Below are 20,812 nucleotides of genomic sequence, written 5' to 3' on the forward strand. Positions count from 1 at the left end.
AACTTCATGGAAAACCGGTCTCAGCCGAAGATCCGGGCGACCTCGCGCAGGATCTTGCGGCGGATGGCGTCGGGATATTCCCGGTGGCCCATGGCGGTGATGACAAACCCGTCGCGGGTGATGATCGCGCGGCGGTAGAAATTCGTGATCGCGCGGCCCATGCCCTCGATCGCGATGCCGTTGATGGTGACGCCGCGGCGTTCGGCCTCGCGCGGGATCCGGCGCACATCGGAGCCCGCGTTGGCCGTGCCGTCACCCGAGATGTCGATGATCCGGCGGGCACAGGCGGGCGCTGCGTCCAGGTGGTCGAGCGCGAAATCCAGCGCCTCGGCCGGGGCGGTGTCCGACAGCACGAAGGCCCGGATCATGCCGCGGGCCCGGGCTGAGAAGGCCTGCACCTCCGCCGGCCCGCGCATCTGCGTCCAGGGCAGAGAGACCTCCTGGTCCTCGACCCCCGACCATTGCACCACGCTGAGCGCGACCTGCCCGCGCACCAGCGCCTCGCTCACCTCGGGGTCGATCAACGCATCGGCAAGCCCATCGGTCTGCAGCCTGTATTCGGCCTGATCGATGGAGTTCGACACGTCGATCATCAGGAGCAGTGCCGTTTCGCAGGCAGCGACCGGCGAGGCCGTCAGACACAAGCAAAGGGAAAACCAGCGCATGCCCGGAGTGTCAGGCCCCGGACACGGTGACGCAAGAGAAAGCGGCCCCACGCGACCCCGAATTGCCACGCCAGGGGTGCGGCCACTACGCGCAGGCCGGATGAATTGTCCTCTCGGGGGGAAAGTGCAGGCTTCTGTTGCCAGGTGCCTGCGAACCCCGCCTTAAGCTGCTAGGCCCAAGGGCTTAGATTTCGATGTTCCGCACTGCTTACGCAGCGAGGGCCATCGGAGCTTTGTTGTCGTTTGCAACTAGCTTTTTTGTACCGATAACGGTGGTAACTCACCGGGACAAAGCAAACCCCTTTAGACGTTCGTCGATCCTATTTCGGCCCCATGATCCCCAAACGAAGGATTTTTGGTGGAGCCGCCGGGTACCGCCCCCGGGTCCGATCCGCTTATTACGAGCGCGTTTATGTCCATAGTCGCTTGCGCGACATCTCAGAGATAGGGGCGGCGATCCGGGAACTCAAGGGGCTTGTGGCGCCGTCACAAGACGCGGTGACCCGAGAGGGCTTGTCCGGCGGGGGGGCGGGCACAATACTCCGGCATGACGTGGCGTCAAGAATCAGGAGGCGCTACATCCAACCGAAAGCGAGCCATTGCCATGAAATTTCTTTCCGCCACATGCCTTCTGTTCACCGCCGCGGCCGGCCAGGTCGCCGCGCAATCGGAATGTCCCGGCCGTTATCCGGTGCCCCAGACCAGCCTCTCGTGCACCTGTTCGCCCGATGCGCAGGCGGGTTCGGTCTGGGGCAGCGGGCCCTATACCGGCGACAGCGACATCTGCACCGCGGCTGTCCACGCCGGCGCCATCGGCGCGGCCGGCGGCGGGCCCGTCACCGCCCTGCTGGCCCCGGGAGCGGACGCCTATTCTGGGTCCGCGGCCAACGGGGTCACCACCCGCGACTGGGGCAGCTACGGCGACAGCTACGTTTTCGAGATCGCCGATCCGATCCCGGCGGGCCTGGAGATGTGCGGCGCCTATCCGACCAGCCAGGCGGAGTATTCCTGCGGATGCCCGGCCGGAAGCGGCACGGGCTCGGTCTGGGGCAGCGGGCCCTATACCGGCGACAGCAACATCTGCGCGGCGGCGGTTCATGCCGGCGTCATTCCCGCGGCCGGCGGGCCGGTCACGGCGATGGCCTTCCCGGGGCTGACATCTTACCTCTCCAGCAGCAGAAACGGGGTCGAGACCATGGATTGGGGCAGCTACGCGCTCAGCTATGTCTTCGACGCCAATCGCGAATACTGAGCTTTTGGGCGCGGCCCCTGGCTGCGCCCGGCACGACCGGCCTGGACCGGTCGGATCAGGCCGGCAGGTTCAGGCCAAGGGCCACCGCCGCCACGACCGCCTCGCAACCGAAGAACAGCCATTTCTTCGGGGTCTGCCCGTCAAGGACGAGGGAGGTCAGCCGCCCGATCGCGGCCCCGCCCCAGGCAAAACCGATCATCGCGAAGCCCAGCGGCGTGTCGAGCAGCAGGGCCCCGGCCCCAAGCCCCACGAACAACGCGCCCGAGGCGGCGCGGACCTCGCCGAAGCCCATCGGGCTGAGGCCGGGTCGCAAATCGACCACCTCCATGGTGTAGCGCGGCGCGAGCCAGCCAAGAAGGCCGAGGCCGATGGAGATCAGCGCGATCAGGGTATTGATGATGTCCATGCGTCCGCCCGTCCTGTCGATGTCGATCTGGATACGGGCGATCGGCGGCGCCGGATCACTCCGGATGCGCTGTCAGGCAATATTTACACCTGGACCTGTCAGAAATTCCGGCAGGCGGCGAACCGCCTGCCGGATCAGATACTTCAGAAGCCGGCCTTGATCAGTTCGAAGGCCTCGGACTGCTTTTCGCGCAGCTCCTGGCTCATCGGCAGCTGGGCCAGGACGGGCACGTCGATATCCTCGAGCCCGGCGGCGACCAGGTCCTCTTCGCTGATCAGACCGGTCAGCGCGGCGGTGTTCGAGGTGCCGTAGCCGGCCTCGAGCAGCGGGATCGCGCTCGATGGCGAGAGCATGGCGTTGATGTAGTCATAGGCCTTGTCCTCGGAGCCCGGGGCGTCGGCCATGTTCACGTAGCCGCATAGCCACAGCGAAGAGCCCTCTTCGGCTTCGCGCTCGAAGGCGATGGGGCGGCCTTCCTCGACCATCGTGGGATAGGTCTCGTTCCAGGCCCAGGACACCAGAACCTCGCCGGTGGACAGAAGCTGCGACAGCTCGGCCGGGTCGGTCCAGTAGGTGCGCAGGTTAGGATGGATCTCGCGCAGCCAGGCCGAGGCCGCCTCGAACTCGGCGTCGGTGGCCCCGGTCCAGTCGGTGACGCCGGTGGCCAGATAGGCCAGCGCATAGGCGTCATCCACGTTGTCGGGGATCGTCAGGCGGCCGGCATAGGCCGGATCCTTGAACACCTGCAGCGTCGAGACCGCCTCCTCGGGCACTTCCTCGGGGTTGTAGGCGATCGCGGTAGAGCCGAAATCGGTCGGGATGAAATAGGCCGCAGCCTCGCCCGAGGCCACGTCTGCGCCGGTCAGGTCAGAGCTGAGGTCGTCGAACGCCTCGATGCGCGAGGTGTCCCATGGCTCGATGATGCCGCTGGCGACCCACTTGGCGACGGAGCCCGCGCAGATATGCGTCACGTCGGCCTGAAAGCCCGAGACCAGCTTCTGAAACGCCTCTTCCTCGTCGCCGAAAAACGAGAAGGCCGGGCTCGCGCCGTGGGTGGTGACATAGGGCTGATGGTAGCTGGGGTCCTCGAAGCCGGGGTAGTCGAAGACCAGAAGGTCGGTATCCTGCGCCGCGGCAACCGAGCCGAGCGTCAGGAGGGCGGCACTTCCGAGAAGGGTTAGTCGTGTCATGTCATCTCTCCCTGATGATCGTTGCGGCGAAGACGCTAACATGGCCATGCGGGGCCGCAAGGCCGGATCGGCTTGCACAGCCGGTCATGGCTTGTCACTGATGCCCACAAGGCCAATTCTGAAGCGGAATGGGCAATTTCTGCCGGTTTTGAGACGCAAGCGGGGATCGGGGAGATGATTACACCGGGCTATTGCCAGACCATGGCGCGCTACAACGCCTGGCAGAACACCGGCCTGCGCCGGATCGTGAGCGACATCAAGCCCGAGGCCTTCGACCGGGACCGCGGGGCGTTCTTCGGCTCGATCGGCGGGACGCTCAACCATCTGCTCTGGGGCGACCTGATCTGGATGAGCCGGATCGCGGGCCACGCACCGCCGCCCTGCGGGCTGGCCGACAGCGCGACGCTGACCGAGGGGCCGGCCGCCTGGGCCGAGGCGCGGTTTCGCGCCGACGGGCGGATCAGCCTCTGGGCCGACGAGGTGACCTCGCTCGCGTTGGTGGGCGAGATCGTCTGGACCCCGTCGGGCGGCGGCGCCCGGACCTTGCCGCTGGCCATGGGCATCATGCACATGTTCAATCACCAGACACATCACCGCGGGCAAGTCCACGCGATGCTGACGGCGGCGGGGATCACACCGCCCACGACGGACCTGCCCTTCATGCCGGAGGCCGGGTGACAGCAACGCGCCGAGACGGCGTCGCTCATCAGAAGGAGAGAGAGCCATGTTCAAGGCATTGGTTGTCGAGAAGGACGAAGACGGCAAGACCCACGCAAGCGTCCAGGAGCTGGGCGAGGACCGGCTGCCCGAGGGCGACGTCACGGTCGATGTCGAATACTCCACGCTGAACTACAAGGACGGGCTGTGCATCGGGCCGGGCGGCGGGCTGGTGCGGACCTATCCGCATGTGCCCGGCATCGATTTCGCGGGCACCGTCTCGGCCTCGGACGACCCGCGGTTCGCGCCGGGCGACAAGGTCGTCCTGACCGGCTGGCGGGTCGGCGAGGCGTGGTGGGGCGGCTACGCGCAAAAGGCGCGGGTCAAGGCCGACTGGCTGGTGCCGCTGCCAGAGGGGCTGGGCACGCGACAGGCGATGGCCGTCGGCACCGCGGGCTTCACCGCGATGCTCGCGGTCATGGCGCTGGAGGCGCAGGGGCTGAAGCCGGGGCAGGGCCCTGTGCTGGTCACCGGCGCCTCGGGCGGGGTCGGGTCGGTCGCGACGGCGATCCTGTCCAGGCTCGGATACGAGGTGGCCGCCGTGACCGGGCGGCCCGAGAACGAGGCCTACCTCACCGGGCTGGGCGCCACGCGGATGGTGCCGCGGGCCGATCTGGCCGAGACCGTCAAGCGCCCGCTGGAGGCCGAGACCTGGGCCGGCTGCGTCGATGCGGTGGGCGGCGCGATGCTGGCGCGGGTGCTGGGCCAGATGAAATACGGCGCCTCGGTCGCGGCGGTGGGGCTGGCCGGCGGGGCGCAGCTTCCCGCGACGGTGGTGCCGTTTCTGCTGCGCGGGGTGAACCTTTTGGGCATCGACAGCGTTATGCGTCCGTATGACGACCGGGTGGCTGCCTGGCAGAGGATCACGACCGACCTTCCGCTCGACAAGCTGGAGGCGATGGTGGAGCCGGCGACGCTCGCCGATCTGCCGGAGCTGGGCGCCGGGATCCTGAATGGGTCGGTCAAGGGCCGGGTCGTCGTGGACGTGAACGCCTGAGCCGCCGGGCCCCCGGCGGCCGGGCCTGCGGGGTGGCCGGCCGGGGCCGCGGCGACGAAAGGGACGAGACATGGCTGACGCCTCACCGATTCTGCTGTGGTTCCGGCGCGATCTGAGGCTGGCGGATCACCCCGCGCTTGCCGCCGCCGCCGAGACCGGGCGGCCGATCGTCCCGGTCTTCATCCATGACCAGGCGGTCGAGGGCCACGGCGCGGCCGCGCGCTGGCGCCTTGGCCGCGGTGTGGCGGCCTTTGCCGCGGCGCTTGAAGACAAGGGCTCGACGCTGGTGTTGCGCCGCGGCGAGGCGCTCCAGACCCTGCGAGGGCTGGTGCGCGAGACCGGGGCCGGCGCGGTCTGGTGGACGCGGCTCTACGACTCGGACGCCCGCAAACGCGACGAGGCGGTGAAGGCCGGGCTGAAGGACGACGGCCTCGACGCGCGGTCCTTCGCGGGCCATCTGCTGTTCGAGCCCTGGACGGTCGAGACCCGGACCGGAGGTTTCTACAAGGTCTATACGCCGATGTGGAAGGCGGTGCGGGGCCGCGACCCGGGCACGGCCGCCGCCGCGCCCTCGCGTCTGAGCCGGCCGGAGAGCTTTCCCGAGAGCGACGCGCTTGACGACTGGCGGATGGCGGCCCCGATGAACCGGGGCGCCGCCGTCGTCGCGCCCCACCTTGTGGTGGGCGAGGCGGCGGCGCGGGACCGGCTTGACACGTTCATCGACGACAAGATCGCCGATTACGACGAGGCCCGGGACATTCCGGCCATCGACGGCACCTCCGGGCTCAGCGAGAACCTCGCCCTGGGAGAGATCGGGCCGCGGACCTGCTGGGAGGCGGGATGGCGGGCGTTGGACGCCGGGGCGGCGGGCGCCGAGACCTTCCTCAAGGAGCTGGTCTGGCGCGAGTTCGCCTATCACCTGGTCCACCACACCCCGCGCCTGACCACCGGCAACTGGCGCGAGGAATGGGATGCCTTTCCCTGGAACGAGGACGAGACCCGCCCCGAAGTGCTGGCCTGGAAACAGGGGCGCACGGGGATGGAATTCGTCGATGCCGCCATGCGCGAGATGCACGTCACCGGGCGGATGCACAATCGCGGCCGGATGATCGTGGCCTCCTATCTGACCAAGCACCTGATGACCCACTGGCGGATCGGCCTGCGCTGGTTCGAGGAGCACCTGATCGACTGGGACCCGGCCTCCAACGCCATGGGCTGGCAATGGTCGGCGGGGTCGGGGCCGGACGCGACGCCCTATTTCCGCGTCTTCAACCCCGAGACCCAGGTCGACAAGTTCGACCGGGACGGCGAATACCGCCGCCGCTGGATCGCCGAGGGCCAGGGCAGCCCGCCGCGGACGGCGCTGGACTATTTCGAGGCGATCCCGCGCTGCTGGGGTCTTGGGCCCGGCGACGGCTACCCCGACCCTGTCGTCTCGGCAAAAGACGGGCGACGCCGTGCCCTGGACGCCTATTCCGACCGGGACTTTTAACCGCGGAGGGAGAAACGGGTGACATTGCCGATACTTGAGCTAAAATCTTTCTTCGATGGGGGAAAGGACGTGGCATGATCCTGACGACGACAGAGGGGCAGGGCAACCTGCCGAGGTATTTTGCGCGGGTGTTCGACATTGCGAAAAAGGTGGAACACGGCAGGATCGACCTGCAACTGCCGGACGGCCGGACGTTTCGGGCCGACGGAGCCGGGCCGGGACCGGTCTGCGAGGTCAGCATTCACAACCCGGACGTCTTTTCGCGGCTGATCCGGGACGGTGACCTTGGCTTTTGCGAAGCCTATGTCGACGGCTGGTGGTCGACGCCGGACCTGATGGCCTTCTTCGATTTCCTGCATGCCGACAACTACGCGATCTTCGACGGCTTTCCGGGCTTCGAGCTTGTGCGCGCCTACGAAAAGCTTCGCTTCTGGATGCTGCGCAACACAAAGAGCCAGGCCCGCAAGAACATCTCGGCGCATTACGATCTGGGCAACGAGTTCTACAGCCTCTGGCTGGACGAGAGCATGACCTATTCCTCGGCGCTGTTCGGGACCGGCCAGGAGAGCCTGGAGAAGGCGCAGGAGCAGAAATACGCCTCGATGGTGGACCAGATGGGCGCCAAGCCCGGCGACCACGTGCTCGAGATCGGCTGCGGCTGGGGCGGGTTCGCGGAATACGCCGCGCGCGAGCGGGGGCTGAAGGTCACCGGGCTCACGATCAGCAAGGAACAGTTCGACTATGCCGTGGAGCGGATCCGCAAGGCGGGGCTGGAGGACCAGGTGACCTTCAAGCTGCAGGATTACCGCGACGAGCGCGGAGTCTACGACGGCATCGCCTCGATCGAGATGTTCGAGGCGGTGGGCGAGCAATACTGGCCGATCTACTTCAAGACCGTCCGAGACCGTCTGCGCCCGGGCAAGCAGGCGACGTTCCAGATCATCACGATCCAGGACGACCGCTGGGAGATCTACCGAAAAGGCGTTGATTTCATTCAGAAGTACATCTTTCCTGGTGGGATGCTGCCGCCGCCGAGCCGCCTCAAGGAAGAGATCGAGGGCGCGGGCCTTGCGATGAAGAAGAGCATCGAGTTCGCCGAAAGCTATTCGATCACCCTGCGGCGCTGGCACGACACCTTCAACGATCGCTGGGACGAGATCGCCAAGCTCGGCTTCGACGAGCGGTTCCGGCGGATGTGGAATGTCTACCTGACCTCTTGCGCCGCGACGTTCCATGGGCACAACTGCGATGTAGTCCAGATCACCGTGGAGCGGCCGCACTGACCGGAGCCGCGTGCCGCGCAGCCGGGAAGGAAGCCGATGCCGACATTCGCCCATGTGGTCGCAGCCCTGCTCTACGGCGGCCTGGCCTGGTATGTCTCTGACGCGCTGATCGAGCCGCTCTTTCCGGAGGCCTTCAACCCCGGCTGGTTCGCCGAGGTCAACGCCGCCGTGGGCGTGGTCTGCGGCTGGATGATCATGGGCAGCCGGGCGCGGCTGGGCTTCGTGGGCTCTATCAGCGTGGGCTTCACCACGATCCTGATGACCGTGTTCTGGGCGCTCTTCATCCAGAGCTTCAACGACATGCTCGGGCGGTCGCTGGAGCGGGAATACGACGGCCCGGCAGAGGCGGTCATCGCGGTGTTCGAATTGCTGGCCGAGCATCTGCGCACGATGTCCACGGTGGAGGTCTGGGCCACCCTGATCGCAGGCGGCATCGTGGCCGGCATCATATCGGGCATGGCCGGCCGGGCCTTTCGCTGATGTTCTTCTTCTACGGAACGCTGCGCCACGCGCCGCTGCTGCGGGCCGTTCTGGGCCGCGATCCCGGGCCGCTGGAGCCGGCGCGGCTGGACGGCCACGAGGTGCGCTGGATCGCCGGCCAGAACGTGCCGATGATCCAGCCCGGCCCGGGCGAGGCCCAGGGCCTGCTGTTCGAGCCGCAGCCCGGCGACGCCGAACGGCTCGACGCCTACGAGCTGGGCTTTGCCTATGGCACGCGGCGCCATTCGGTGAGCGCCGCCACCGGCCGGGTCGAGGCCGAGATCTACTTTCCCGACGAGGGCGCCTTCACCCCCGGCCCGCCGTTCGAGCTGCAGGATTGGGTCGCGGACTGGGGGCCGATGGCGGTCAGCGCGGCGGCCGAGTTCATCGGCCGGTTCGCCGCCGGAGAGCCCCTCGACCGGCTGGAGGGGTTCTTCTCGGCGATGCAGGCGCGGGGCTGGGCGCGGGAGCTGGCCCGCGCGGGTGCCCCGACCGAGCTGCGCACCCCCGGCAACCCCATCGAGATCACCCGGCAGCGCGAGGGCTTCGACGGCTTTTTCCGGCTTCGGCATTTCGACCTGCGTCACCGCCGCTTCGACGGCAGCTGGACCGAGCCCTTCACCCGCGAGGTCTTTGCCGGCTTCGACGCGGCGCTGGTGCTGCCCTACGATCCCGCGCAGGACACCGTGCTGCTGATCGAGCAGCTGCGCCTGGCCGTCGCGCTGCGCGGCGATCCGCACCCGATGACTTTGGAGCCCATCGCCGGCATGATCGAGGCGGGCGAGACGCCCGAAACCTGCGCCCGTCGGGAAGCCGTCGAGGAGGCCGGGCTCGACATCGGGGCGCTGCACCTGATCGGGCGGGTCTATCCGTCGCCGGGCTACTCGACAGAGTTCCACCATTGCTACCTCGGGATCGCCGACCTGACGGGGGCGGACAAGCGCATCGGCGGCGCCGAGGGCGAGCACGAGGACATCCGCGCCCATGTCCTGCCGCTGGACGCCGCGCTCGACCTGGTGGCGAGCGGAGAGGTAAACGTGGCCCCGCTGGCGATGATGCTGCTTTGGGCCGCACGCCATCGTGACCGGTTTCGCTCCTCTGCTTGAGTTCCGGGTGCGTGGCCCCTAAACGAATTGCCGGAGCTTATGACAGGAGCGGACCCATGCAATTCAAGTCAGACCTCGCCCACCTGGTCGGCAACACGCCGTTGATGAAGCTGCGCCGCGCCTCCGAAGAGACGGGCTGCACCATCCTGGGCAAATGCGAGTTCATGAATCCGGGCCAGTCGGTGAAGGATCGCGCCGCGCTGTCGATCATCCAGGACGCCGTGGCGCGCGGCGAGCTGCATCCCGGCGGCACCATCGTCGAGGGCACCGCCGGCAACACCGGCATCGGGCTCGCCCTCGTGGGCGCGTCGATGGGGTTCAAGACGATCATCGTCATCCCCGAGACCCAGAGCCAGGAAAAGAAGGACATGATCCGCCTGGCCGGCGCCGAGCTGGTTCAGGTGCCCGCGGTCCCCTACAAGAACCCCAACAACTACGTGCGCTATTCCGGCCGCTTGGCCGAAAAGCTGCGCCGGACCTCGAACGAGGGCGTGCTCTGGGCGAACCAGTTCGACAATATCGCCAACCGGCAGGCCCATATCGACGGCACCGGCCCCGAGGTCTGGGCGCAGACCGACGGCAAGGTGGACGGTTTCGTCTGCGCGGTCGGCACCGGGGGCACGCTCGCGGGCGTCGGCATGGCGCTGCAGCCCAAGGGCGTCAAGATCGGCCTGGCCGACCCCGAGGGTGCCTCGCTCTACACGATCTACACCGGGATCGAGGCGGGCGGGGATTCGATCACCGAAGGCATCGGGCAGGGCCGGATCACCGCCAACCTCGAAGGCTTCACCCCGGACATGTGCTTCAAGATCCCCGACAGCGAAGCGCTGCCGATCGTATTCGACATGCTCCAGGAAGAAGGTCTGTGCCTGGGCGGCTCGTCCGGCATCAACATCGCCGGCGCGATGCGGATGGCCCGCGAGATGGGGCCGGGGCACACGATCGTGACGATCCTGTGCGACTACGGCAACCGCTACCAGTCCAAGCTTTTCAACCCGGACTTCCTGCAATCCAAGGGTCTGCCAGTGCCTGCCTGGATGGACGGCGCCCCGCAATCCATTCCCGGCGTTTTCGAAGACGCATGATACGCGCACTGTCCGTCCTGTTTCTGGTTGCGGCGGGTCTGCTGCTTCCGGCCGGGACGGCGGTGGCGCAGGTGGACGAGCCCGGCAGCGCGGTCGCGCCCGAGACCTCGACCTATGCCGAATTCGACGCCGTGGCGCGGCGCGCCGAGGAGGCGATTGACGCCGGCCTCGCCTCGACCCTCGCCTTCACGTCGCTGCGCCAGGAACTGGTCGACTGGCGCGACCGGCTGAGCGCGGAAAACGCCATCGGGGCGCAGCGCCTGCGCACCTTGCAGGGGCAGCTCGAGGCGCTGGCACCGCCGCAAACCGCCGACGGCGAGGCGCAGGAGCAGGCCGACCCCATCTCCGAGCGCCGCGCCGAACTCCAGGCCGAACTCCGCGAGATCGGCGCCCCGGCGCTACTGGCCTCGGAGGCCCGCGCCCGCGCCACCGGCCTGATCGCCGAGATCGACAGCCTGGTGCGGGAACGCGAGGCCCGCCAGCTTTCCGAACGCGGGCCGCTGCCGGTCAATCCGGCGAATTGGCCCACCGCCGCCGCCGCGGTCAAGCGCGGCGTGGAGGCCTTCCGGCTGGATGTCGAGAGCGCCCTGCGAGGCGAGGCGAAACTCACCGATGCGCTGTCCGTCGCCCCGGCGGCGAGCACCACAACGCTCTTCGGCCTGCTGATCCTGCTGCGCGGTCGCGCCTGGTCGGGGCGGCTCGAACGCCGGGCCATGGCCAGCGAACGCACCGGCAAGGGGGCGCTGGCCTTCGCCGCCTCCCTGGGCAAGATCGCGCTGCCGTTCCTGGGGCTTCTGGCGATCTATGCAGGGCTGACCATGACCGGCCTTGTCGGCCTGCGGGTCGAGACGATGCTGGTCGAGCTGCCGTTCGCCGCGCTTTACGTGCTGATCGCGGGCTGGCTCGTCGACCATTATTTCCTGCCGGACGGAGAGGAGGGGCCCGCGCCGGCGGAACACAGCGGCGGCCCGACCTGGCGCCGCGACCGGGTGCTTGCCGCCGGGCTGGGCTGGACCCTGACCGTCAGCGTCCTGGTCCGGACCTTCGGCGAGGTGGCCGAGGCCGGCGCCGCCGCGACCGCCGTGCTGATGTTCCCGGTGCATCTGATCGGAGGGGCGCTGCTGTTCGGTCTCGGCCGCCGCATCGCGATCCGCCCGGCTGGCGCAGAGCCGGAAACCGGCCCGGCACGCGGCCTCGAAACCCTGCCCGAGGACGACGTCGCCGAGGGCATGCCGCTGCGCGTCCGCATCACCCGCACCGTCGGCCAGCTGGCCATGCTTGGCGGGCTTCTCGGGCCGCTGTGCGCGATCCTGGGCTATGAAGAGGCGGCCACGGTCATGCTCCGCCCGATCGCCTTGACGCTGGCGCTGCTGGGCATGGTACTGCTGCTGCAACGGCTGGTCTTCGACCTCTACGCGCTGATGTCGCGCCGGCTGGACGGGGGCACTGACGCGCTTGCTCCGGTGCTGGTCGCCTTCGCCCTGACGCTGCTCGCGCTGCCGTTCCTGGCGCTGATCTGGGGCGCGCGGGTCTCTGACCTCACCGAGCTCTGGAACCGGTTCCGCGAGGGGGTCGCCCTTGGCGATACGCGGATCTCGCCGACCGTGTTTCTGTCCTTCGCGATCGTCTTCGCCATCGGCTATGTCCTGACCCGGCTGATCCAGGGCGGTCTGCGCAACACGGTCCTGCCGCGCACCCGGCTCGATATCGGCGGGCAGAACGCCATCGCGTCGGGCGTGGGCTATGTCGGTGTCATCCTGTCGGCCTTCGTGGCGATCACCGCCGCGGGCATCAACCTGTCCGCGCTCGGCTACGTCGCCGGGGCGCTGTCGGTCGGGATCGGTTTCGGCCTGCAGAATATCGTGTCGAACTTCGTCTCGGGGATCATCCTGCTGATCGAACGCCCCATCAGCCAGGGCGACTGGATCGAGGTGGGCGGGCAGATGGGCTATGTCCGCGACATCTCTGTCCGCTCCACCCGGATCGAGACCTTCGACCGCACCGATGTGATCGTGCCGAACGCCGACCTGATCTCGGGCACGGTGACGAACTGGACCCGCGGCAATTCCGTGGGCCGGGTGATCGTGCCGGTGGGGGTGGCCTACGGCACCGATACCCAGAAGGTGTCGGACATCCTCATGGCCATCGCCCGCGAACACCCGATGGTGCTGCACAATCCCGAACCCGCCGTGCTGTTCCGGACCTTCGGCGCCGACTCGCTGGAGTTCGAGATCCGCGCCATCCTGCGCGACGTCAACTGGGTGATGAATGTGCATACGGACCTCAACCACGCCATCGCCAAGCGCTTCGCCGAAGAGGGGATAGAGATCCCCTTCGCCCAGCGGGACATCTGGCTGCGCAACCCCGAAGTCCTGCGCGACACCGGCGGCGCCGCCGCCTCGGCGCCGGCCGCCTCGCCGTCACCCGCGCCGGCCGACACACCCACCGACCCCGACAAGGGAGACCTCACATGACAGAGCCGCTGTTCCGTTCCGACCCCTACCTGCGCGAGACTACCGGCCGGGTCACCGGCGTCACCGCCGAGGGGGGGCTGATCCTCGACCGGTCGATCTTCTATCCCACGGGCGGCGGCCAGCCCGGCGACAGCGGCGCGCTGGTCTGGGAGGACGGCGAGATCGAGATCGCGACCGCGGTCAAGGGCGCGGGCGACGATATTGTCCTGGTCCCTGCCGAGCCCGCGTCGCTGCCCGCCACCGGCGCCCGCGTGACCCAGCATCTCGACTGGGAGCGGCGCCACCGCCATATGCGGATGCACACCGCGCTGCACCTGCTGTCGGTGGTGATCCCGCGCCCGGTGACCGGCGGGGCCATCGGCGCCGAGAAGGGCCGGCTCGATTTCGACATGCCCGATGCCCCGGAGGACCGCGACGAGATCGAGGCGACGCTCAACCGCCTGATCGCCTGCGATTTCGCCGTGACCGAAGAATGGATTGCCGAGGCCGAGCTCGACGCCAACCCGGGCTTGGTCAAGACCCTCTCGGTGCAGCCGCCGCGCGGGGCAGGGCGCATTCGCCTGGTGCGCATCGGCGAGGGCGAGAACACCGCCGACCTGCAGCCCTGCGGCGGCACCCACGTGACCACCACGATCGAGATCGGCCAGGTGCGGCTCGGCAAGATCGAGAAAAAGGGAAAGATCAACAGGCGCGTGTCGCTCTTGCTCGATTGATCCGTGTCTTCCTATACTTGATGCGGCACACGCTACGCAGGAGGCCCGCCATGTTCGTTCGTATCTTCGCCGTTCTGGCGGTGTCGTTGATGGCCCACGCCGCCGCGGCCCACGAGTTCGAGCGCTGCGAGAAGGCAGAGATCGAGTCCGTGCTCGAGGCGCTGACCGCGGCTGAAAAGCTCGCCCTGCGCGCTGCGGTCTCGATCGGGGACACCCCGGAATACCGGCGCTGGTTCGGGCCCTACAGCAAGCAAAACGCGGCCGACGTGCGCGCCGCCTTCAAATCCATCCACACCGCGCTGCGCGACGTCGAGGTCAAGGTGGTCTGCGCCAATATCGGCGAGGAGGATTGCGACGAGTCGATGTATGCCAATGTCTGGCGGCATGAACATTACGCGATCAACCTGTGCCCGTCGTTCTTCCGGATGCCGCCGATCCACGCCTATTCGGCCACCTCGCGCGAGATGGAGAACGGCACCCGCGCCGGCACGATCATCCACGAGATGAGCCATTTCGACATCGTCGCCTCCACCGATGACATCTGCTACACCCGCACGACCTGCTCGCAGATGGCGCTGCAATCCCGCCGTGTGCTGACCCGGAATGCCGACAGTTATCAGTATTTTGCCGAGGACATGGCCTACCTGCCCGCCTTTGAGTGACCGCCGGCCCGCGCCTCTTTCAGCCGGGCCCGGCACCTGGTGCGCGCCACTGCCGCCAGACCGCTCGTCCGCCGCGCCGCGCCTGCGGACCGGGCCCCTTTCGCCCCGCCAGAGGCCTCAGGCCCCCGCCGGCATGAGCCCCGACGAGCGGTTTCTCCTGCGCTGGCGGCCGCTCCGGCGGAGGGCGCCTGATATTGCGCCGAAGCCCTTGCACATCCCCGGCGATTCCCGCTAGACCGCTCCTCGGAGAGGTGGCCGAGTGGTCGAAGGCGCACGCCTGGAAAGTGTGTAGGCGGGGAACCGTCTCGAGGGTTCGAATCCCTTCCTCTCCGCCACTTACACTTGCCGAAACCGATGATGGGTCCTTATGGGGCCCTTTTTTCTTTTTGTTTCAAAGGGGTTTAGCAGTTGCGACCGCCCTTCGGAGACTGCCAAATTGACCAAAATTGGTCTCTGAACCCGCTTTGTCTCTAACCGAGCGCCCTAGGTCTTCAGTAGGGCGCATTCAAAAAGTATAGTATTTTCAGGGCCTTGGCGTTTTCGGGCAAGCGCCATTTTCGAAGTCTCAAGCGGTATCGGAATACGATGCAAACCGCGGGACGGGTCTTAGGGCGGCCGTTTTTGGCGGACAGCGGTCGTTCGCTGCGCCGTGCATGAACTGGCAAACTGCGGACAAAGTGAGCTTTCGCTGCACGCGCACCGATGGCCGCTTTTAGAGAGCAATGCCCACGAATGGGCGCTAGGTTCAGAGTGGCGATACGTTGCAATACTCAGCTACTCGGCGAAGGTCGATTTTCTCTACACCAGTTCTCATCATATTTTCGGCGGCGATACTTGACGTCAATCAAGGGCCAGCAGCCCAATTCCGGAACCCGGATCGCGTTTCGTTTCATTAATTGAATTTGGTTCGGGGCGTGTATGCGTGTTTCATGCTCGGTATAAAAAATGGTACGAGTTGCACGATTTGCGAGGTCCAGTCGCACAGGAACACGTGCTTGCAGCTTGAGTACGCGTGTTGCATAAACGCACCCCTTGTGATGATGCAATTGGCCCGCCGAAAATTACATCACCATTCATGAAAAGAGATCAATTTGTAAGTTGCCCTGCGAACCTGCTTCCTTGGGAGTTTACTAAAATAAGATTTCCATCATTGACCACGTAGTAATCGAAACGCGGTTGGCCGTATCCTATGCAACGAAAGCCATTTTCGTAAAACCTGTAGCTGGAAGCGTCCCATTGCTGATTCCCTGCTACGTAGCTGTAACTGCCATCCTCTCTATAGACTTCAGTTCCATCATCGAAAACCAATCGCATTCCGACCAGCGTCTGGCTCAACCAGGCCGCGTCGACCGTAGCATCGCCCGATGCCAATGACGGAGAAAAGGGCGGCGCGCTCGGACAGTCAGCGAACGCGGGTGCGCCCAAAAACACTGTCGCTGCAGCAAGAAAAGCGTATCTGATCAATTGGGTATTCCTTGTATAAGAAGCACAATTCGACAACCCTCTGATTGGGATGCCTTCTCGTGCATGTTGCCGTTGCGTTGCGCATGAATCAAGCCTCTTGGGAATGGTGTTCCATGATTCGGTGTAGAACGTCAACCACCTTGTCCGCGCGCGACAACCACCTTGGCCGGTTTTCAGGCCGCTGAGGTTGGCGTGTCGTTCAATGTTTCTGGTTAGGTTTCTCCTTCGTTTTGTTTGTCTATAATGGTTGTCGCTGGGGCATCGGCCTGCGCCCTTTTGTTGGAGGCGGCGGTACGCTGACGGAAGCTTTCGGCGTTCATCTCGAGGATGGTCGCGTGATGAACGAGCCGGTCGATAGCCGCGACGGTCATGGCTTTGTCGGGGAAGATCTGATCCCAGCCGCTAAAGGGTTGATTGGCTGCGATGGCGATGCTGCGGTATTCGTAGCTACTGACCCTTTATACCGGGGCAAGACGACGCGAGATTGCTCAGCTATTCCTGACGGACATCCGACAAGAAGGCGACATCTGGTTTATCGACATCAACGATGATGGCAAAGGTAAGAGCCTCAAGTCACCTGCCGCTAAGCGCCAAGTGCCCATCCATTCCGAGTTGATCCGGCTTGGCTTCCTTGAATGGGTGCATTCCCTATCTCGACAAGAGAGGCTTTTCGTGTCCTTTTCCTACAACGCCAAAGAGGGCTATGGCCGCAATCTAGGCCGCTCGTTCAGCACGTTTTTAAAGCGGCTTGGCATGAAAAAAGATGGCTTGGTGCTGCACAGCTTCCGCAACACCCGCGCGGCAACCTCGGGGGTGCGCAGCAGGCGGCGGATTTCCCCGACCACGGCATCTTCCACGACCCCGCCGGGCAGCCGTTGCGGCCCGCGGATCTCGGCTTTGGGCCGTTTCTTAATCGCGTCCATCGAGACATAGTAGCGATAGCGCCGCGTGCCCTTCTTGGTGTGATGGGGCGTCATCGCCACGCCGGTCTCAGTGAAGATCAGCCCGCGCAGCAGCGCCGGTGAGGGTTCCTTGGCAATGGCAACCCGTTTGACGCGGTTGTTCGCTATTACATGATGAACGTCGTCCCAAAGCGCCTCGTCGATGATCGCGTCGTGCTCGCCGGGATAGGCCGTGCCCTTGTGAACGGCGAGGCCGCGATAGACCTTGTTGTGCAGGGTCTTGAGTAGCGAGGTCTTATCGTAAGGCCTGCCGGTCTTGGTCAGGATCGATCGCGCGTCCAACTCACGGATCACCTCCGCCGTGGAACTGGACCGGGCGTAGAGCGTGAAGATCGTCCGCACTGTCTCGGCCTCGGCCGGGTCAACGATCAGCTTGCGGTCCTTCACAGTGTAGCCCAGCGGCACCGGCCCGCCCATCCAGATGCCCTTCTTGCGCGATGCAGCGACCTTGTCGCGGATCCGCTCGCCGATGACTTCTCGCTCGAACTGGGCAAAGCTGAGCAGGATGTTCAGCGTCAGCCGCCCCATGGACGTAGTGGTGTTGAAGGACTGCGTGACGGAGACGAAGGTGACGCCGTGCTTGTCGAAGATCTCGACCAGCTTGGAGAAATCCATCAGCGCGCGGCTGAGGCGATCGATCTTGTAGACGACGACGATGTCGATCAGCCCGTCCTCGATGTCGGCGATCAGGTCCTTCAGCGCGGGGCGTTCCAGCGTGCCGCCGGAGAAGCCGCCGTCATCGTATTTGTCGCGCAGGCAAACCCAGCCCTCGGCCTTCTGGCTGGCGATATAGGCCTCGCAGGCCTCTCGTTGGGCATCGAGACTGTTGAACTCCATGTCGAGCCCTTCCTCGCTCGATTTGCGGGTGTAGATGGCGCAGCGCAGGCGGCGGGGTGGTTGCGGCTGTGTTTGGCGCGTCAATTGCTGATCCTCGGGCGTGGGGTGAAGCCGAAGAACTTCCAACCGTTCCAGTTCGCACCGGTGATGGCCCGCGCCGCGCCGGAGAGGGATTTGTACCGGCGGCCCTGCCATTCAAAGCCCTTCGTCAGCACCGTGACCGTGTGCTCGACACCGTTCCATTCACGGACCAGCTTGGTGCCCGGAATCGGGCGTCGTGGGTCGGACATGATCTGACCGGGCTCGCCAGAAGCCACCTCCGCCGCCAGCGCATCCAGCGTCCGCCGGGTGTCGCGGCCAATGCCGCCGAGGGCCAGTTCCTGGATCCGGTACCCCAGCCGCAGTTCGAGGTTCTGGCGGCTGGTGTTCGGCGCGGGCGCGTCAAAGATCGCCGTCCATTTCTCGCGCAGCTGAGGCACGGTCATCGCCTTCAGCGCGACCAGGTCCGCCAGAACAGCGTGGCCCTGCGCAGCGCCGACGCCTGTTCTCTTTCCTACTGATTTTGTTGTCGTTTGCATCATTCGTCCTCTCCAACTCGGGTTCGCAACTGGTGACGACGACGGCGAACAAGGGCGAGGATGTCCAGCGAACTGTCTCCGTCGTTCGCAGAATTTTCGTTCAATTCTGGTGGGTTGGCGCGATCCACAGCTGCAGCGAGGATCCGGGCGAGTTCCGCCAAGCGCTCATCGGTGGTGAGCGTTTCGGGCGGAGGAGCGAAAATGACGCTGGTGTCGGGCATGGTGGGCGAACCTCAGGAGCTGTTTTGTCCTGTGGTGGCCGCGATGCGGAAGTAATTTCAAGTTAAAACAATGGGTTGTCGTGGTCCTGCGCGATACTGCGCTTCAGATAGAGTTTGAGATTGCGAAGCGACCAAGGATATCAAGACTTCCATTGATGAAAAAACTCTCTATGATCCATGTCGTTGCGGCGCGCGCAGAATTCAAAGAGTTCAGGCGTCAATCAAGAAGGCCAGATGGAGGCGAGGGACAAGATGCCCAGAGAGCACATGTGCAAATCGAGCAGCGTTCCTCTGGTTGACGCATCATTTCAAGTATCGCTTAGTGGAATGATGTTCATTCTTAGCTAAAGGATCATTGAAGAGTTGGACCCAATTAATGACGATTATCTGACTATTTTAATTTCGCTTCTGAACGCCGCGATTGGATCGGCGACTGGTCTACATGATCAGGAGCATGTCGAAAATACCTTTGCCGGCGTTGTATTTCCGCCAAGTTCTTCGGACACGCCGACCGCAGCGGCCTATCTTGCTGCACTGGCCGATGCGTGTCATGGAGAGATTGGAGCGCTCGCTGGATATCCTCCGGATATTTATGTACGCAACGGCTCGGATTTTCTTTTCCATACTTCGGTTGGGGCAGATTGCCTGAATGATACCGACGATGAATACCTCAGTCAGGTCGTTGATTGGCGTACATTGATCGGAGTAATGCCAGATGCAGTTCGCAACCGCTTTTCTTTCTGGTCCAACGATCCGCCGCCGACCGGTGACGCTGTGTGGGAACAACTCTCTTCACTTGATCCCACCATTCGCCGAATGCGCAGATTTGTTCCAGAGCCTTTTGCATATTGGCCAGTAAAGCCAGTGCACTGGTGGACACAACGTACTCTCGTCGAAGAGTTGCTGGCAAGCGCTGCTCCAGAGGGCGCTGCAAATGTCTTACGGGACAAGCTTGGGCTGTTCTACCCAGAGCATGATGGTTCCGGCACTGAGAGAGCCCGCGCTCGAAATCTTCGGTTCGTTCTGCACGTAAAGAACCATATATTAATTGAAACAGGCCACTATAGACCAAACTTCGCAGATGCGGGAGGTTATTGTCGTTTCGCCGCACACAGCGGTCACAGTGTATCTTCACGGGCCGACGCTTGGGGAAGTACAGTCGACTTGGGCTGCCTCCGAGATCGAGGCGAACTTTTGCCAGGGATGAAAGAGCGAATTTCTCCGCGACTAAATGAAGTTGATTTCACTGATGCCCATATTGAGTTTGATTTTATTGGAGAGATCAACTCTCCGATTGGAAATTCGACCAATGACGATCATTTGGCATTTTTGAACAGGCTTAAGCACGTTATTGATGGGTCATTTCCAGGATTTCGACCTGTGTTTGATGAATGGACTGATAATCTACCGAGAATGGAATAATGCGTAGTCCCAAGAGAGATGACTTAGTCGAGCTGCAAACTTCCGATCCGGAAGACTTCAAGCGATTTCTGATTTCTGGGTTCCGCGGTTTTGTCGAAGAGGGCAAAGGGCGCCATGCCTTTGGAGTCGCGGCGCCTTTTATTGGGAGGAACGGTTCGATGGCGCTCGACCTCGAAGATGTGCACGACTGTCTGGAGGCTGCAGAGCAGTTGGCGTTCCGAGAAGGATGTATCCGGGCTCTAGAGGACACTGTGCATATTGATTCCTCAACCAGGGACGCCATTGCGGTGAACTTGATCAATTTGGCAGGGCGCGTGCGAGCGTCGCGTCTTGCTGAGGTCTTGCCGAAGATCGTTCGCTTAATTGCTCTTGAAATCGAAAGCGAACGCCAAAGAGAGGTGCTATACAGGGCTGCGTTTGATGCATGTATGGCAGCGGCTACGCCATCGGTTGAAACCCGAGATTGCATTTTTGATCTTGCCGAACAGCGTAAGATGCCATCACGCGTTGCGCCTACGGCTCTACTTCGTCTCGTCGAGGTGGAGCCCAAAAAGGTGGCTGCGCATCTGGCAGCACTCTGGCCCCAACTGGACGACGCACTCGGCTGGTCGCCTGTGACCGGGGATTTGGAGCAAGACACTGCGGAGGAGGAAATGCGGATGCTGGCACGAGAGAGACTCCTGAATCGGTGACCTAACCCCTGCCAACCCATTTTACGGCCTCGATTTTCACAATGCCGCCGCAAAATCTCGTAGACGTCCCTGTCTAATCTCGTCGTTACACTAAACAGGCCCACATGCAGGGTT

20 protein-coding genes, 1 tRNA gene, 1 other RNA gene and 1 pseudogene are annotated in these 20,812 nt (G+C 64.5%); 14 read left to right on the forward strand and 9 right to left on the reverse strand.

The features are described from left to right. Positions 1 to 20: 20 nt before the first annotated feature. Both ROA7023_RS17455 and ssrA read right to left on the reverse strand, forming a co-directional pair. Entirely contained in the window at positions 21 to 665 is a 645-nt protein-coding gene (locus tag ROA7023_RS17455) for a DUF1194 domain-containing protein (protein ID WP_085880318.1), read from the reverse strand. A gap of 123 nt (positions 666 to 788) precedes the next feature. Next, positions 789 to 1,139, reverse strand: a transfer-messenger RNA (tmRNA) gene (gene ssrA, locus ROA7023_RS17460). A gap of 130 nt (positions 1,140 to 1,269) precedes the next feature. Between ssrA and ROA7023_RS17465 the strand changes: the two genes are divergently transcribed. Continuing rightward, positions 1,270 to 1,917, forward strand: coding sequence for an LCCL domain-containing protein (locus ROA7023_RS17465; RefSeq protein ID WP_159458569.1), 648 nt, complete (start codon positions 1,270 to 1,272; stop codon positions 1,915 to 1,917). Positions 1,918 to 1,972: 55 nt separating this feature from the next. Here the strand turns inward: ROA7023_RS17465 and ROA7023_RS17470 are convergent, their stop codons facing one another. Beyond that, positions 1,973 to 2,323, reverse strand: a complete 351-nt coding sequence (locus ROA7023_RS17470; protein ID WP_085880320.1) for a DUF4345 family protein — start codon at positions 2,321 to 2,323, stop codon at positions 1,973 to 1,975. A gap of 143 nt (positions 2,324 to 2,466) precedes the next feature. Continuing rightward, complete coding sequence (locus ROA7023_RS17475; protein WP_085880321.1) at positions 2,467 to 3,513, reverse strand: extracellular solute-binding protein; 1,047 nt, start codon at positions 3,511 to 3,513, stop codon at positions 2,467 to 2,469. 174 nt (positions 3,514 to 3,687) lie between these two features. Here ROA7023_RS17475 and ROA7023_RS17480 point away from each other — a divergent pair, with 174 nt between their 5' ends. The 11 genes from ROA7023_RS17480 (at position 3,688) to ROA7023_RS17530 (ending at position 14,857) form a co-directional block, all read left to right on the forward strand. Next, positions 3,688 to 4,191 (forward strand): DinB family protein, encoded by a 504-nt coding sequence (locus ROA7023_RS17480; RefSeq protein WP_085880322.1) that lies wholly within the window; start codon positions 3,688 to 3,690, stop codon positions 4,189 to 4,191. 46 nt (positions 4,192 to 4,237) lie between these two features. Further along, entirely contained in the window at positions 4,238 to 5,227 is a 990-nt protein-coding gene (locus tag ROA7023_RS17485; protein ID WP_085880323.1) for an MDR family oxidoreductase, read from the forward strand. A gap of 70 nt (positions 5,228 to 5,297) precedes the next feature. Beyond that, positions 5,298 to 6,719 carry a cryptochrome/photolyase family protein gene (locus ROA7023_RS17490; protein ID WP_085880324.1) on the forward strand — a complete coding sequence of 474 codons (1,422 nt, stop codon included), beginning with the start codon at positions 5,298 to 5,300 and terminating at the stop codon, positions 6,717 to 6,719. A gap of 74 nt (positions 6,720 to 6,793) precedes the next feature. After that, positions 6,794 to 8,002: an SAM-dependent methyltransferase gene (locus ROA7023_RS17495; RefSeq protein ID WP_085880325.1), complete on the forward strand. Its 1,209-nt coding sequence runs from the start codon at positions 6,794 to 6,796 to the stop codon at positions 8,000 to 8,002. A 36-nt stretch (positions 8,003 to 8,038) separates the two neighbouring features. Further along, positions 8,039 to 8,482 carry a TrgA family protein gene (locus ROA7023_RS17500; RefSeq protein ID WP_085880326.1) on the forward strand — a complete coding sequence of 148 codons (444 nt, stop codon included), beginning with the start codon at positions 8,039 to 8,041 and terminating at the stop codon, positions 8,480 to 8,482. Further along, positions 8,482 to 9,588, forward strand: coding sequence for an NUDIX domain-containing protein (locus ROA7023_RS17505; RefSeq protein WP_085880327.1), 1,107 nt, complete (start codon positions 8,482 to 8,484; stop codon positions 9,586 to 9,588). Before ROA7023_RS17500 ends, ROA7023_RS17505 begins: the two co-directional genes overlap by 1 nt. 56 nt (positions 9,589 to 9,644) lie before the next feature. Then, complete coding sequence (locus tag ROA7023_RS17510) at positions 9,645 to 10,673, forward strand: cysteine synthase A (protein ID WP_085880328.1); 1,029 nt, start codon at positions 9,645 to 9,647, stop codon at positions 10,671 to 10,673. After that, complete coding sequence (locus ROA7023_RS17515; protein ID WP_085880329.1) at positions 10,670 to 13,147, forward strand: DUF3772 domain-containing protein; 2,478 nt, start codon at positions 10,670 to 10,672, stop codon at positions 13,145 to 13,147. Before ROA7023_RS17510 ends, ROA7023_RS17515 begins: the two co-directional genes overlap by 4 nt. Continuing rightward, on the forward strand, positions 13,144 to 13,860 hold the full coding sequence (locus ROA7023_RS17520) for an alanyl-tRNA editing protein (protein ID WP_085880330.1): 717 nt from the start codon (positions 13,144 to 13,146) through the stop codon (positions 13,858 to 13,860). Before ROA7023_RS17515 ends, ROA7023_RS17520 begins: the two co-directional genes overlap by 4 nt. Positions 13,861 to 13,910: 50 nt before the next feature. Then, positions 13,911 to 14,522 carry a M35 family metalloendopeptidase gene (locus ROA7023_RS17525; protein WP_159458570.1) on the forward strand — a complete coding sequence of 204 codons (612 nt, stop codon included), beginning with the start codon at positions 13,911 to 13,913 and terminating at the stop codon, positions 14,520 to 14,522. Positions 14,523 to 14,767: 245 nt separating this feature from the next. Continuing rightward, positions 14,768 to 14,857 (forward strand) — tRNA-Ser (locus ROA7023_RS17530). A 751-nt stretch (positions 14,858 to 15,608) separates the two neighbouring features. On the opposite strand, the gene ROA7023_RS24535 is transcribed toward ROA7023_RS17530, so the two are convergent. The 5 genes and pseudogenes from ROA7023_RS24535 to ROA7023_RS23970 form a co-directional block, all read right to left on the reverse strand. Beyond that, complete coding sequence (locus tag ROA7023_RS24535) at positions 15,609 to 15,986, reverse strand: hypothetical protein (protein ID WP_159458571.1); 378 nt, start codon at positions 15,984 to 15,986, stop codon at positions 15,609 to 15,611. Positions 15,987 to 16,198: 212 nt separating this feature from the next. After that, positions 16,199 to 16,432, reverse strand: a pseudogene (locus ROA7023_RS17535) (ATP-binding protein); the annotation flags it as partial. A 255-nt stretch (positions 16,433 to 16,687) separates the two neighbouring features. Then, positions 16,688 to 17,869, reverse strand: coding sequence for a recombinase family protein (locus ROA7023_RS17540; protein ID WP_234992291.1), 1,182 nt, complete (start codon positions 17,867 to 17,869; stop codon positions 16,688 to 16,690). Further along, the gene (locus ROA7023_RS17545) at positions 17,866 to 18,366 is read right to left on the reverse strand and encodes a DUF2924 domain-containing protein (RefSeq protein WP_085880333.1); all 501 of its coding nucleotides are present in this window, start codon (positions 18,364 to 18,366) and stop codon (positions 17,866 to 17,868) included. The genes ROA7023_RS17540 and ROA7023_RS17545 overlap by 4 nt, the downstream gene beginning before the upstream one ends. Continuing rightward, positions 18,363 to 18,584 carry a hypothetical protein gene (locus ROA7023_RS23970; protein WP_143535619.1) on the reverse strand — a complete coding sequence of 74 codons (222 nt, stop codon included), beginning with the start codon at positions 18,582 to 18,584 and terminating at the stop codon, positions 18,363 to 18,365. Before ROA7023_RS23970 ends, ROA7023_RS17545 begins: the two co-directional genes overlap by 4 nt. A gap of 363 nt (positions 18,585 to 18,947) precedes the next feature. Here ROA7023_RS23970 and ROA7023_RS23975 point away from each other — a divergent pair, with 363 nt between their 5' ends. Continuing rightward, a complete protein-coding gene (locus tag ROA7023_RS23975; RefSeq protein ID WP_143535620.1) occupies positions 18,948 to 20,006 on the forward strand; it encodes a hypothetical protein in 1,059 nt (352 codons plus the stop codon). Beyond that, positions 20,006 to 20,698: a hypothetical protein gene (locus ROA7023_RS17555; protein WP_143535621.1), complete on the forward strand. Its 693-nt coding sequence runs from the start codon at positions 20,006 to 20,008 to the stop codon at positions 20,696 to 20,698. Before ROA7023_RS23975 ends, ROA7023_RS17555 begins: the two co-directional genes overlap by 1 nt. Positions 20,699 to 20,812 lie beyond the last annotated feature (114 nt).

It is taken from the genome of Roseisalinus antarcticus, assembly GCF_900172355.1.
Taxonomy (GTDB): Bacteria; Pseudomonadota; Alphaproteobacteria; order Rhodobacterales; family Rhodobacteraceae; genus Oceanicola; species Oceanicola antarcticus_A.